This is a genomic window from Streptomyces sp. NPDC058284, assembly GCF_042881135.1.
Classification (GTDB): domain Bacteria; phylum Actinomycetota; class Actinomycetes; order Streptomycetales; family Streptomycetaceae; genus Streptomyces.
The window spans coordinates 91,266-105,162 of the sequence record NZ_JBHVYE010000004.1; the positions used below are offsets into that span (position 1 = coordinate 91,266).

General features: G+C 70.3%; 7 protein-coding genes and 1 pseudogene. 3 read left to right on the top strand and 5 right to left on the bottom strand.

Translation table 11 applies throughout. From position 1 onward, the window contains the following. Positions 1-27: 27 nt before the first annotated feature. Entirely contained in the window at positions 28-2,601 is a 2,574-nt protein-coding gene (locus tag ACFVYR_RS08115; protein ID WP_384253216.1) for a DEAD/DEAH box helicase, read from the bottom strand. A 61-nt stretch (positions 2,602-2,662) separates the two neighbouring features. Between ACFVYR_RS08115 and ACFVYR_RS08120 the strand changes: the two genes are divergently transcribed. Beyond that, positions 2,663-3,457, top strand: coding sequence for a metal-dependent hydrolase (locus ACFVYR_RS08120; RefSeq protein ID WP_384253213.1), 795 nt, complete (start codon positions 2,663-2,665; stop codon positions 3,455-3,457). A gap of 122 nt (positions 3,458-3,579) precedes the next feature. On the opposite strand, the pseudogene ACFVYR_RS08125 reads toward ACFVYR_RS08120, so the two are convergent. The 4 genes and pseudogenes from ACFVYR_RS08125 to ACFVYR_RS08140 all read right to left on the bottom strand — a co-directional run bounded on the left by ACFVYR_RS08125 (position 3,580) and on the right by ACFVYR_RS08140 (position 11,232). Then, a pseudogene (locus tag ACFVYR_RS08125) lies at positions 3,580-5,423 on the bottom strand (ABC transporter ATP-binding protein). After that, a complete protein-coding gene (locus ACFVYR_RS08130) occupies positions 5,420-7,237 on the bottom strand; it encodes an ABC transporter transmembrane domain-containing protein (protein WP_384253210.1) in 1,818 nt (605 codons plus the stop codon). The pseudogene ACFVYR_RS08125 and the gene ACFVYR_RS08130 overlap by 4 nt, the downstream one beginning before the upstream one ends. Before the next feature lie 315 nt (positions 7,238-7,552). Further along, entirely contained in the window at positions 7,553-9,334 is a 1,782-nt protein-coding gene (locus ACFVYR_RS08135) for an ABC transporter ATP-binding protein (protein WP_384253207.1), read from the bottom strand. Further along, positions 9,331-11,232, bottom strand: a complete 1,902-nt coding sequence (locus tag ACFVYR_RS08140; protein ID WP_384253204.1) for an ABC transporter transmembrane domain-containing protein — start codon at positions 11,230-11,232, stop codon at positions 9,331-9,333. Before ACFVYR_RS08140 ends, ACFVYR_RS08135 begins: the two co-directional genes overlap by 4 nt. Before the next feature lie 202 nt (positions 11,233-11,434). Here ACFVYR_RS08140 and ACFVYR_RS08145 point away from each other — a divergent pair, with 202 nt between their 5' ends. Next, positions 11,435-12,181: a L,D-transpeptidase family protein gene (locus ACFVYR_RS08145; protein WP_384253201.1), complete on the top strand. Its 747-nt coding sequence runs from the start codon at positions 11,435-11,437 to the stop codon at positions 12,179-12,181. A 52-nt stretch (positions 12,182-12,233) separates the two neighbouring features. Next, the gene (locus ACFVYR_RS08150; RefSeq protein WP_384253198.1) at positions 12,234-13,853 is read left to right on the top strand and encodes a peptide-N4-asparagine amidase; all 1,620 of its coding nucleotides are present in this window, start codon (positions 12,234-12,236) and stop codon (positions 13,851-13,853) included. Positions 13,854-13,897 lie beyond the last annotated feature (44 nt).

Here is a 13,897-nt window from a genome sequence, read left to right on the forward strand (position 1 = left end):
TCCGGGAGACGCGGATCCTCGGGGCGCTCAGAGCTGGCCGACGTCCGTGACACGGACGATGGCGCGGCCCTCCTCGTCGGAAGCCGCGAGATCGACCTCCGCGCTGATGCCCCAGTCATGGTCGCCGTTCGGGTCGGCGAACGTCTGCCGGACGCGCCACAGACCGTGCTCGGGATCCTCCTCGATGAGCAGCAGCTTGGGGCCACGGGCATCGGGGCCGGTGCCGAGATCTTCGTACTCGTCCCAGTACTTGTCCATGGCCTCACCCCACGCATCCGCGTCCCAGCCGGATTCGGCGTCCAGCTCGCCCAGCTCCTCCACATGGTCGAGCGCGGCCAGCTCGACCCTGCGGAACAGCGCGTTGCGGACCAGGACGCGGAAAGCGCGGGCATTGGCGGTGACCGGCTTGACCTGGTCGGCCTTCTCCTGGGCCTCTTCGGCCGTCATGACCTCAGGGTTCGCCAGCTGCTCCCACTCGTCGAGGAGGCTGGAGTCGACCTGACGCACCATCTCGCCGAGCCAGGCGATCAGATCCTCCAGGTCCTCGGACTTCAGGTCGTCCGGGATGGTGTGCTCCAGGGCCTTGTACGCGCCCGCGAGGTAGCGCAGCACGATGCCTTCGGTGCGGGCGAGCTCGTAGAAGGACGTGAATTCGGTGAAGGACAACGCCCGCTCGTACATGTCCCGGATGACGGACTTCGGGGACAAGGGGTGGTCGCCGACCCACGGGTGGCTGGTGCGGTACGTGTTGTAGGCGTGGAAGAGCAACTCCTCCAGGGGCTTCGGGTACGTGATGTCCTGGAGCCGTTCCATCCGCTCCTCGTACTCGACACCGTCCGCTTTCATCAGGGCCACCGCTTCGCCCCGCGCCTTGTTCTGCTGGGCCGCGAGGATCTGGCGCGGGTCGTCGAGAGTGGACTCGACGACGGACACCATGTCCAGGGCGTAGGAAGGGGACTCGGGGTCGAGCACTTCGAAGGCGGCGAGGGCGAACGTCGAAAGGGGCTGGTTGAGGGCGAAGTCCTGCTGAAGGTCGACCGTCAGGCGCACGATGCGTCCCGTGGCGTCCGGCTCGTCGAGCTTCTCCACCACGCCGCCGGCGAGGAGGGAGCGGTAGATCGCGATGGCCCGGCGGATGTGCCGCAGCTGCTGTTTGCGCGGTTCGTGATTGTCCTCGAGGAGATGGCGCATCGCCTTGAAGGCGTTGCCGGGCCGGGCGATCACGGAGAGCAGCATGGTGTGCGTGACGCGGAAGCGGGAGGTCAGCGGCTCCGGCTCAGATGCGATGAGCTTCTCGAAGGTGCTCTCGGACCAGGCGATGAAGCCCTCCGGCGCCTTCTTGCGGACCACCTTGCGGCGCTTCTTCGCATCATCGCCGGCCTTGGCGAGGGCCTTCTCGTTCTCGATGACGTGCTCGGGCGCCTGGGCGACCACGAGTCCCGCCGTGTCGAAGCCCGCACGCCCGGCGCGCCCGGCGATCTGATGGAACTCCCGCGCCCGCAGCGTGCGGACCCGGGTGCCGTCGTACTTGGTGAGCGCCGTGAAAAGCACGGTGCGGATCGGCACGTTGACGCCGACACCCAGGGTGTCCGTGCCACAGATGACCTTGAGAAGGCCCGCCTGGGCGAGCTTCTCCACCAGTCGCCGGTACTTGGGCAGCATGCCGGCGTGGTGCACGCCGATCCCGTGGCGCACGTACCGGGAGAGGTTGCGGCCGAACTTGGTGGTGAAGCGGAAGCTGCCGATGAGGTCGGCGATCTTGTCCTTCTCCTCGCGCGTGCACATGTTGATGCTCATCAGCGACTGCGCGCGCTCGACCGCCTGGGCCTGAGTGAAGTGCACGATGTAGACCGGCGCCTGCTTGGTCTCCAGGAGCTCGGTGAGCGTCTCGGTGATCGGCGTCAGACGGTATTCGTACGACAGCGGGACCGGGCGCGTCGCGGAACGGACGACCGAGGTGGGCCGGCCGGTGCGTCGTGTCAGGTCCTTTTCGAACATGCTGACGTCGCCGAGGGTCGCCGACATGAGGATGAACTGCGCCTGCGGGAGTTCAAGGAGCGGGATCTGCCAGGCCCACCCGCGGTCCGGCTCGGCGTAGAAGTGGAATTCATCCATCACGACCTGGCCGATGTCGGCGTGCTTGCCGTCCCGCAGCGCGATCGAGGCGAGGACCTCGGCCGTGCAGCAGATGACGGGGGCGTCGGCGTTGACCGACGCGTCGCCCGTCAGCATGCCGACGTTCTCGGTGCCGAAGAGTTTGCACAGGTCGAAGAACTTCTCCGACACCAGAGCCTTGATGGGCGCCGTGTAGAAGGTGACCTTGTCCTGGGCGAGCGCCGTGAAGTGGGCGCCCGCCGCGACCAGGCTCTTGCCGGACCCGGTCGGCGTGGACAAGATCACGTTCGCCCCGGAGACCACCTCGATCAGCGCCTCCTCCTGGGCCGGGTAGAGCGTGATGCCCTGGTCCTCGGCCCATGTCGAAAAGGCTTCGTAGAGGGCATCGGGGTCGGCATCCGGCGGCAGCTGATCGATAAGGGTCACACCCCCATCTTGCCTTCCTTCCCACCTGATCAGGGAACCGGACGTTCCCACGAAGATCACGAACGCTACGCTGTGTCGCCAACGGGGCGTCAGAAGACTGGAAATGGGGCGGGCAACAGCAATGATGGGACCGGCACACTCGCTGTCGGGGGCGGCAGCCTGGCTGGGGGTCGGTGCCGCTGCGGCGGCCGCGGGACACACGATGCCCTGGCCGGTCCTCCTCGTAGGAGCGCTGATCTGCGCCGGGGCGGCGCTCGCGCCCGATCTCGACCACAAGTCGGCGACCATCTCACGGGCCTTCGGGCCACTCTCGCGGGGCCTGTGCGAAATTGTCGACAAACTCTCGTACGCCGTGTACAAGGCGACCCGCAAACAGGGGGACCCGCGTCGCTCCGGCGGTCACCGCACGCTCACGCACACCTGGCTGTGGGCGGTGCTGATAGGGGCGGGCGCATCGGCTCTGGCGATCTTCGGCGGACGCTGGGCGGTCCTCGCGATCCTCTTCGTCCACATGGTGCTCGCCATCGAAGGCCTGCTGTGGCGGGCGGCCCGCGGGTCGAGCAGCGATGTGCTGGTGTGGCTGCTCGCGGCGACGAGTGCCTGGATCCTCGCCGGAATCCTGGACGAGCCCGGCAACGGCTCGGACTGGATGTTCACCGCGCCTGGCCAGGAGTATCTGTGGCTGGGCCTGCCGATCGTGCTCGGTGCGCTGGTGCACGACATCGGGGATGCGCTGACCGTCTCCGGGTGCCCGATCCTGTGGCCCATCCCCATCGGCCGCAAGCGCTGGTACCCGATCGGACCACCGAAGATGATGCGGTTCCGAGCCGGAAGCTGGATCGAGCTCAAGGTGCTCATGCCGGTGTTCATGCTGCTCGGGGGAGTGGGCGGCGCGGCCGCGCTCAACTTCATCTGAAGACTGTTCTTCGAACGCAGGACGAAGACTTTGGCCGGGCGGGTCGCCGTCCTCGCAGGGATGGCCGCCCGCCCGGGGACGGCTGTTGCCCGGACGCAGACCAAGGCAAAGCCCGCCATCACTCAGGGTGCGGGCGGGTGCTTCCCATGCCAGGAGTGCCACAGCGCGGCGTAGCTGCCATCGGCTGCCACGAGCTCGTCGTGGGTGCCGAGCTCGGTCAGCCGGCCATCCTCGATGACCGCCACGCGGTCCGCGTCGTGGGCCGTCTGCAGGCGGTGGGTGATGGCGATGACGGTGCGTCGCGGAGGACGGCGGCCAGGGCCCGTTCCGTATGACGTGCCATCGCCGGATCCAGGAGCGCGGTAGCCTCGTCGAGGATCAGCGTGTGCGGATCGGCGAGCACCACGCGAGCCAGTGCCAATCGCTGGGCCTGGGCGCTGTGCAACCGATGGCCCCCGGGGCCCAGCTCCGTGTCCAGCCCGTCCGGCAGGCCGCCGGACCAGTCGGCGCCGACCGCAGTCAGGGCGGCGCTCAGTTCGATGTCCGTGGCGGACTCCGCCGCGATGAGCAGGTTGTCACGCACGGTGCCCAGGAAGACATGATGTTCCTGCGTGACGAGGACGACCTGACGCCGCAGCCGCTCGGGCGGCAACTCGACGATCGGCGTGCTGCCGACGGTCACCGCCCCTGCCGTAGGGGCGTCGATGCCTGCCAGCAGACGGCTGAGGGTACTTTTGCCCGCTCCCGAGGGGCCGACGATCGCCAGGCGTTCACCGGGGCGCACGGTGAGATCGACGCCGCGCAGGACCTCGCCACCGGCGCCGTACGCGAAGCGCACCCCGCGGATCTCGATGCGCTGGTGCTCGATCGTGCCCCCAGGTCCGGGGATCCGAGGGGCGACGGACGGGGTGGAGGGATCGGCCGGCTCGGCAGGGACGGCGGCAAGGCCCTCGACCCGGGCGAAGGAGGCACCACTGCTCTGCAGCTGTTCGACCTGTTGAAGGATCGTGTCCAGCGGCTGGGAGAGCTGGCGCAGGTACAAAGCCGACGCGACCACCATGCCCAGGGATACGGAACCCTGCTCGTGCAGAGCGCCGCCGACGAGCAGCACGACGACGACCGGCACGGCGTACGAGATGTCGATCGAAGGGAAGAGAACGCTGCGCAGGAACAACGTCCGGTCGTGGGCAGTGAGGCACCGCTCGATCTCCGCCTCGATCTCCGCCTCGCTCTCCGTGACACGACGGCCCTCCAGACCGAAGGCCTCGACGGTGCGGGCTCCGGTCGCGGTGGCGGCGAGCACCTCCGCCAGCGAGGAGTGGGCCGCTCCCTGCTGGAGGTAGGCGGAGCGGGCCCGGCGCAGGTACCAGCGAGTAGCGAACCAGATGCCGGTGAGACCGAGCACGCCGCAGACACCGAGCAGCGGGTCGAGCAGGAAGACGGCGCAGAGAATGAACAGCGCCTGCACGGCCGCGACGAACACATCGGGGCCCGTATCCCGCAGCGCCTGCCCCGCGGTCGCCACGTCAGTGCTGCCGCGGGCCGTCAGGTCTCCCGCACCGGCCCGTTCCACGACCGAGGCGGGCAGGGCGAGCGCCCGGTCGGCGAACTGTTCCCGGATACGGGCGAGGGTCCGCTCACCGAAATGGTGGGCGAGGTAGCGGGCGTGGCGCGCCAGGAGAAGCTGGGCGAGGGCTCCGGCGAGGATGCCGAGTGCCAGGCGGTCGACGGCGGAGACACCTCCGCCGTCCTTGACCGTGTTGATGATGCGCCCGAGCAGCCACGGTCCGACAAGGCCCGCGGCCGCGGCGGGCGCATTGAAGACGATCATCGTGATGAAGGCACCGGTGTCCTGGCGGATGAGGCGGACAGCGGCTTGGCGGACCTGGCGGCGGCTGGCTACAGGCAGGTGCCCGGCTCCGGGATCGGCCGCGTCGCCACGGCCGGCCGGCGTTGCGGGCGTCATCGGAGTGCCTCATGATCCGGCTCGGCGGAAGGGTGGGAAGGCGTGCGGTCTCGTGGCGCGTGCGGCTCATGCGCCACATCGCCCTCGCCCTCGTCGGCGTCGGGCAGCACCAAGCGCCTGTAGTCCGGGCGCCCGGCCAGCAGCTCGGTGTGTCGGCCGATGGCGGTGACACGGCCGTCGACCACGTAGTACACGACGTCGACATGGTCGAGTACGAGAGAGGACGTGCTGGTGACGAGTGTGGTGCGGCCCTTGCGGGCGGCGCGCAGATGGGCCGCCATGGTTGCCGCGGTGTGGGCGTCGACTGCCGACGTGGGGTCGACGGCAAGGAGGACTTCCGGGTCGGCGACGAGGGCGCGGGCCAGCCGGACGCGCTGGCGTTGCCCGCCGGAGAGGTTGTGGCCGTGCGCATCGAGGATGGCGTCGAAGCCGTCCGGCAGTCCGAGGACGATGTCACGGGCCACGGCCGCGTCCACCGCGTGGGCGAGGGCGATCTCATCCGGGGACCGGCGCCCGGAGAGCGCCGCGCGCAGCGTACCGGCGAAGAGGTCGGCTTCGTTGTCCGCCACCAGGATCCGTGCGCGCACCTCGTCGAGTGCGACGGTGTCGAGGCGGACCGAACTCCAGGTGGCGGGGGAGGGCGCGAACCGGCCGAGGCGATCGACGATGTCTGTGCCATCCGAGGCACGAGCGCTGACGAGCGCGGTGAAGGTCCCGGGTGCCACCTCGTCCCCGGACTGCGGGTCGCGCAGCACGGACGGTGCTCTGGGGGCAGGGAGCGGACGGGCGGACCCATCGGGGAGTCTCGCACCGGCCGTGTCGCCCCCACGCTCCAGGTTCAAGAAGTCCACGACGCGCCGCGCGGCGACCAGGCCTCGGCCGATGTCGTAGCCGCCCTCGATGAAGAATGTTACGGGCACCACGAGCACGGCGACGTAGCCGTAGACAGCCACCAACTCGCCCACCGTGATGGTGCCCTGTGCGGCCATGCGCGCGGCGAGCCATGTCACGGCGGCCAGGAACAGGGTGGGCAGGCCGAGGCCGAAGGCCTGGATCCAGCTCATGCTCGACCCGACCCGGTAGTCCTCGTCCTGCAGCCTGCGCGAGGCCTCGCGGTAGCGGGTGGCGAATGCCCCCTTGCCGCCGAGTCCGTTGAGGACGCGGAGACCGCCCGCGAGGTCCCCGAGTATCGCGGCGAGTGTGCCCTGGCGCTCCCGGTAGTCCGTCTCCGCCCTCTGCAGCCGGCCGAGGAAAGGACCGATCAGTACAGCGAGCAGCGGCACGCCGACCAGCACCACCACGGCGAGCAGCGCGGAGACGGAGAGCGGCAGCGCGGCCACCACGAAGTAGGCGATCACCGCACCCACACCGGGTCCGGTCACGGTGAGTGTCTGGCTGATCACGCCCACGTCGGAGTGGCCGATGGTGACGACCTCGCCCGCGGAGAGCCGTTGGGGCAGCGCGGCGCCGAGCCGGGTCGCGTGGCCGACGACGACACGCACCGTCCGGCAGTAGGCGTCGAGCCGGATCCTGGTCATCGTTCGGTGCCGCATGATCGCCAGCCGAGCGTTCAGGATTCCGATGCCGAGCAAGGCGGCGGACCAGCCGAGGAGGGCGGGCCGGTCGCCGGGCAGCAGGCCGTCGTCGATGGCGTGGGACAGGACGTACGGGGGAAGCGTCAGGCAGATCATCCAGGCGCTGCCCAGCAGCGCGCCCAGAGCAACGCGTTGGCGCTGGTTGACAATCGTCCACCAGAGGTAGCGGGCAGGCCCGCGACGGTCAGGGGTGCCGGGATCCGTGGGCGATGCAGCCATCCACGCACCCTGGCCACCCCTGTGTGGATGGTGGCAGGGCACCCCGGGCGCGAGTGCCCTCGCTCGCCCGCCGAACCACTGCGGCAGGATGCCGGGTGCTATCCGCCATCGGTTCAACTTCCGCCCGACGCTGACCGCGCGGACGCCGACCGCATCCACACCGGCCGCATGCACGCCGACCGCACGCACACCGGCCCCATGAATGCGTGCCCCACGCCCACTAGCCTCACGTCCACAACTCCTACGCCCACACGTCCCACGCCCGAGCGCCCCGTGCCGCACGCGCGCCCCACCTTCGTGCGTCTCGCACGCCTCCTACCCGTGCCAGGACCGCCACAGTGCCGCGTACGCACCGTCCGCCGCCACCAGTTGGTCGTGGCTGCCCAGTTCGGTGATCCGGCCGTTTTCGACCACCGCGATCACGTCCGCGTCGTGTGCGGTGTGCAGTCGGTGGGCGATCGCCACGACGGTGCGGCCGTCCAGAACGCGGGCGAGGGAGCGTTCCAAGTGCCGTGCCGCGCGCGGGTCGAGGAGCGAGGTCGCCTCGTCCAGGACGAGGGTGTGCGGATCGGCGAGGACCAGTCGCGCCAGAGCGATCTGCTGCGCCTGTGCAGGCGTCAGCGCGAAGCCGCCGGAGCCGACCTCGGTGTCCAGACCGTCATCGAGGGCCTGTGCCCAGTCGGCGGCGTCGACCGCGCCGAGCGCTGCCCAGAGTTCGGCGTCGCGTGCCCCAACCCTGGCGAGCAGGAGGTTGTCGCGCAGAGAGCCCACAAAGACGTGGTGCTCCTGGTTGACCAGGGCCACATGTGCGCGTACCTCCTCCGCGGGCATGGCGGACAAGGCGGCACCGCCCAGGGTGACGCGGCCGGTCCGCGGTCCGTAGATCCCGGCGAGCAGCCTGCCGAGAGTGGACTTGCCCGCTCCGGACGGGCCGACCAGGGCCACGCGCGAGCCGGGTTCGACGGCGAGGGACACCTCGCGAAGGACGTCCACGCCCGCGCGGTAGCCGAAGTGCACGTCGTCGGCGAGCACGTGGCGCCCGTTCGGCACCACGGAGGCGTCGCCGCTGTCCGGCTCGATGTCGCGCACACCGACGAGCCGGCCGAGCGAGACCTGGGCGACCTGCAGCTCGTCGTACCAGCGCAGGATGATCCCGAGCGGGTCGACGAGCATCTGCGCGATCAGCACGCCCGTGGTCAGCTGCCCCACGCCGATCCAGCCCTGGAGGACGAAGACACCGCCGATCATCAGAGTCGAGCAGAGCACGGTCGTGTGGGTGAAGTTGATGACCGGGAACAGGACCGAGCGCAGATAGAGGGTGTACCGCTCCCAGGCGGTCCACTCCTTGATGCGGCGCTCCGAGAGTTCGATGCGGCGGGGACCGAGGCGGTGGGCCTCGACCGTGCGTCCCGCGTCGACGGTCTCGGTGAGGGCGGCGGCCACGGCGGCGTACCCGGCGGCCTCCGAACGGTAGGCGGACGGCGCGCGCTTGAAGTACCAGCGGCAGCCCACGACGAGCAGGGGTACGGCGACGAGTACGGCGGGCGCCAGCGGGGGCGCGGTCACCGTGAGACCGGCGAGCAGCAGCACGACCCACACCACACCGATGGCGAGTTGCGGCACGGCTTCGCGCATGGCGTTGGCGAGACGGTCGATGTCCGTGGTGATCCGGGAGAGGAGGTCGCCGGTACCGGCCCGCTCCAGGACGCCGGGCGGCAGCCCGACGGAGCGTACGAGGAAGTCCTCCCGCAGGTCCGCCAGCATCCGCTCGCCGAGCACCGCCCCGCGCAGCCGCACTTCGCGCACGAAGTAGGCCTGCACCACGAGCGCGAAAGCGAACAGCCCGATGGTGAGCCCCAGATGGAGGTCACGGGTGTCGTCCGAGACCTTCTCGACCAGGCCACCGAGCAGGTAGGGGCCTGCCATCGAGGCGACGACGGCGAGCGTGTTCACGAGGATGAGGAGCAGGAAGGACCGGCGGTGGCGCTGGAAGAGTTCGCCCACGTAGGCGCGCACGGTCGCGGTCGAGCCTATGGGCAGCGTCTCCGCCGTCGTGGGGAGGGCCGGATCGTAGGCCGGGGGAGCCAGGCCGGTCATGCCGTCTCCTCGATGTCGAAGTCTGTCAGGGCGGCTTGTGCAGTGACGCGTTCGGCGTCGGTCTCGCGAGTCACGACGGCGCGGTACCGCGGTTCGTCGTGCATCAGTTCGCGGTGTTCGCCCACTGCCGCGACCTCGCCGTCGGCCAGGAAGACGACACGTTCGGCGCGGTCCAGGAGCAGCGGTGACGAGGTGAGCACCACGGTGGTGCGTCCACGGCGCAGCTGCCGGATGCCGTCGGCGACCCGGGCCTCGGTGTGCGAGTCGACGGCGGACGTCGGCTCGTCGAGCACCAGTGCTTCCGGGTCGGTGACCAGCGAGCGGGCCAGGGCGAGGCGTTGGCGCTGGCCTCCGGAGAGGGAGCGGCCGCGCTCCGTGAGATGGGCGGCCATCGGGTCGTCGTCCACCGATGCCTGCGCCAGCGCGTCGAGCACGTCGCCGCACTGCGCCGCGGTCAGCGCCTCCGTAGGGCTGACCGCCCCTGAGCCCGGTACGTCGAGAAGTGCGCGGAGGGTCCCGGAGAGCAGGACGGGGTCCTTGTCCTGGACGAGGACGGCGGTGCGGGCGGTGTCCAGGGGCAGGTCGTCGAGCGGCACGCCGCCCAGGTGTACGGACGGCAGAGCGGCTGCCTCCTCGAACGCGGGGTGTCCGCCGAGCCGTTCGGCGAGTCGACCCGCCTCGTCGGGGTCGCCGCAGACCACGGCGGTGAGCCGTCCGGCCGGGGCGAGCAGGCCGGTCGCCGGGTCGTACAGGTCACCGGACGGCTCCAGCGGGCCTCCCGTGGGAAGCACCGGGTCGGCGCCCCGCCCTACGGAGTGCTCGCAGCCACCCCCGGCATCCCCAGCATCCCCGGCCTCCCCGGCGCGGGCCTCACCTGTAGCACCCCCGGAAACCGCCTCCGTCGTCCGTCGCAGAGCCAGAACCCTCGCCGCCCGCGTCGCGGAGGGGCGCGAGAAGGAGTACGCCATGGCGATCTCCTCGAAGTGCCGCAGCGGGTAGTTGAGCATCATGATGGCGCTGTAGACGGTGACGAGCTCGCCCACCGTGATGCGGCCCTCGCGGGCGAGATGGACGCCCTGCCAGACGACCGCGATGAGCAGCAGGCCCGGCATCAGAACCTGGATCGCCGAGATGGCGGCCCACATCCGGGCACTGCGCACCGCGGCGGTGCGGACCTCCTGGGACGCGCTGCGGTAGCGGTCGAGGAAGAGTTCCTCGCCGCCGATGCCGCGCAGTACCCGCAGGCCAGCGACGGTGTCGGAGGCCAGCTCGGTGGCCCGGCCCGCCTTCTCACGCTGGAGATCCGCCCGGCGTGTGGCGCGGGGCAGCAGCGGGAGCACGGCGAGCGCGAGCACCGGGATGCCCACCGCCACGACGACGCCGAGGGCGGGCTGGTAGAGGACGAGCCCGACGCAGACCAGGACGACCGTGAAGGCGGCAGCCGCGAATCGCGACAGCGCCTCCACGAACCATCCGATCTTCTCGACGTCGCCGGTGGAGACCGCCACGACCTCGCCGGCGGCGACGCGCCGGGTGAGCGCGGAGCCGAGCGCGGCCGTCTTGCGGGCGAGCAGCTGCTGCACCCGGGCGGCGGCCGTGATCCAGTTGGTGATGGCGGTGCGGTGCAGCATCGTGTCACCGACGGCGATGGCTATGCCGAAGAGGCCGATCAGTGCGCCCGAGAGGGCGAGCCGTGCACCGGAGCGGTCGAGTACGGCTTCGACGGCGACGCCGACCAGGTACGGCAGGCCGGCGATCGAGCTGAAGTGCAGCAGGCCCCAGGCGAGGGACTTGAGCTGTCCGCCCAACTGGTTGCGGCCGAGCCACAGCAAGAAGCGCGGTCCCGACCGGGCATCGGGGACGCCGGGGTCGGGATACGGAAGGTCGCGAATCTGCATGATGTCCCAGGACTCGGTGCGGCGGCCGTCGCTCCGGGCGATGACCGAGGAAGCGGACGGCGGTTACAAACCGTGAAAGGTTCACCTCGCGCGGTGGTCCGAAGCAAACGATTTTCCGTTCCGGGGTAAAGAATCGGCCCGGTCCCGGCCTCGGCCGCGGGGCTTGTCGGGGGTGCCGTGGGCCGGGTGCGACCATGGGCGGATGCGTATAGCCGGTGTGGTGCGAACGGTGGTCGTGGTAGCGGCCTGCGGTGTCCTCCTGACGTCCTGCGGGGACGGGGACGACAACGCTGCGGGGAAGGGTGAGGCCGGGCACGGCGGGAGCGCGGGGCAAGGCAGCGGAGCAGGAGCCGCCGATCTCCGGCGCATCCCAGACGTGGGCGACGGCCTGCAGTCCAGGATCCCGAAGAACTCCCGTCAGGTGGTAGCGGTCTACGGCGACGGCGTGGACTCGGCGAAGTCGACCGTCGTCCTCTACACGAAGTCGGGCGACAAGGACACGACCTGGCAGAAGGCCCGCAGCTGGCCCGCGCACAACGGCAAGAAGGGCTGGACCACCGACCACCACGAGAACGACAAGCGCAGCCCGGTCGGCGTGTTCACGCTCACCGACGCGGGAGGGGTGCTCGCGGACCCCGGCGCCAAGTTGCCCTACACGAAGTCGGCGTCCATCCAGGCCCCGCACTACTGGCCCAAGACGCACTGGCACGACTTCGACTACGTCATCGCCATCGACTACAACCGCGCCAAGGGGACTCCGCCGAACGACCCGACGCGCCCGCAGGGCCAGGCCAAGGGCGGCAGCATCTGGCTCCACATGGACCACGGCAGCGGCACTTCCGGTTGCGTGAGCCTGTCCAAGTCGGGGATGGAGTCCCTGCTGCGCACGCTCGACCCGAAGCAGCATCCGGTAGTGGTGATGGGGGACAGGACCAACCTGCGGGCATGAGCCGGTGGTCAACACCGTTGCGGTGATGGGCGACTGCCCATAGAAATCACCCATGAGAAGACGCGTCATGTCCATGCTCGTCGGGGCAGCCCTCGCCGCGAGCACCCTCCTCGGCGCGGGCCCAGCCGCGGCCGCCGCACCGCCGCCGGAGTTCGGCAGCGACTGGCACGACCCGGTCACCGCCGCACCACCAGTGCCGAAACCGCACACCCGATCCTGCGAAGTCGCGGTCGCCGAAGCGCAGTTCAAGGACTTCACGCCGTACGTGGGAACGTACGACCCGCCGAAGCAGTGCGGTGAGGGACGCCCGGGGAAGTGGGGCAAGGTGGTGCTGCGCCTCGACGGAAAGGTCAAGGGACGGCAGTACGACCGTCTCGGCTACCTCCGCATCGGCGGTGTCGAAATCCTTCGCACGTCGACTCCGGAGCCGTCGGCGGACGGCATCACCTGGTCCGTGGAGAAGGACGTCACCCGATACAGCGAGACACTGAGCCGCCACCAGCAGGTGGAGATGCTCATCGGGAACGTCGTCAACGACACGTACACAGGGATCATCGACGTCAAGGCAACGCTGACCTTCTACGAGCGGGAGAGCCGGGGCCACCGGCACACGCAGGCGCCGGTCCCCGACCGGGTCATCCCGCTGGGGGACAGCACCACCCTCACCACCCCGCGCAACAGCGAACGCATCGTCGCCGAGGTGTACGCCACCGGGTCCGGCGGCGGGTGCGAGGAGTACTGGTATCTGACGGTGCCCGCTACCGCGCCCTACTCCTGCAAGGCCGACAACGGCCCCTACCGCGAGGTGCAGGTCAAGGTCGACGGGCAACTGGCGGGTGTCGCCGCGCCGTTCCCGACCGTGTGGACCGGCGGCTGGTCCAACCCCTTCCTCTGGTACGTGATCCCGGGGCCCCGTGCCTTCGACATCAAGCCCCTCGAATACGACCTGACCCCGTTCGCCGGCATCCTCAACGACGGCCGTCAGCACCAGGTCGAGGTCTCCGTGGTCGGCGTCCCCGAGGCACAGACCGGCTGGAGCACCCCGGTCAACGTCCTGGTGTGGCAGGACGAGAAGAGCGACCACGTCACGGGCCGGCTGACCCGCCACCAAGAGGGCGCAGTCGCGAACGAGTCGACATACAGGCCGGGGTCCGGCGGGGAGGCGCACCGGCTGGACACGGAGGGTGGCCACCGGCTCAGCCTCTCGGGGTACGTGAAGACCTCCCACGGACGCGTGACGACGACCGTGACCCGCGCCCTCGCGAACACCTCCGTCCACCGCTGGACCGACGGTGAGGCGATGGACGCGCTCGAGGCCACCTGGACCGACCGGGAGACGGTCACGACGGGCCACCGCGCCGTGCGCACCGACCGGACGTACACCATGGACGGCACGACGACCCTCGGCGCCGGTGACCGGCTGCGGACCGCGATCTCCCTCGGCGACCGCGCCGAGAGCGTCACGACCGGTGATGGGCGGCGGAGCGACCGGGTGGTGCTCGACGACCGTTACGACGGCGACGCGACGTACACCGCCAACGTGCCGCGCGATCAGCGGCACGCCGTGGGCACATCGCGCGAGCGCTACCGGCTCATCGGCGACGCGGGCTGTTACAACCGCACCCTCTCCACCGTTCAGGGAACCCTGACGGAGGACCGCCGACGCTGCTGAGAGCAGCGGGCGGGACGGGTCCCGGGAGGGCTCGGCGGTCCGCG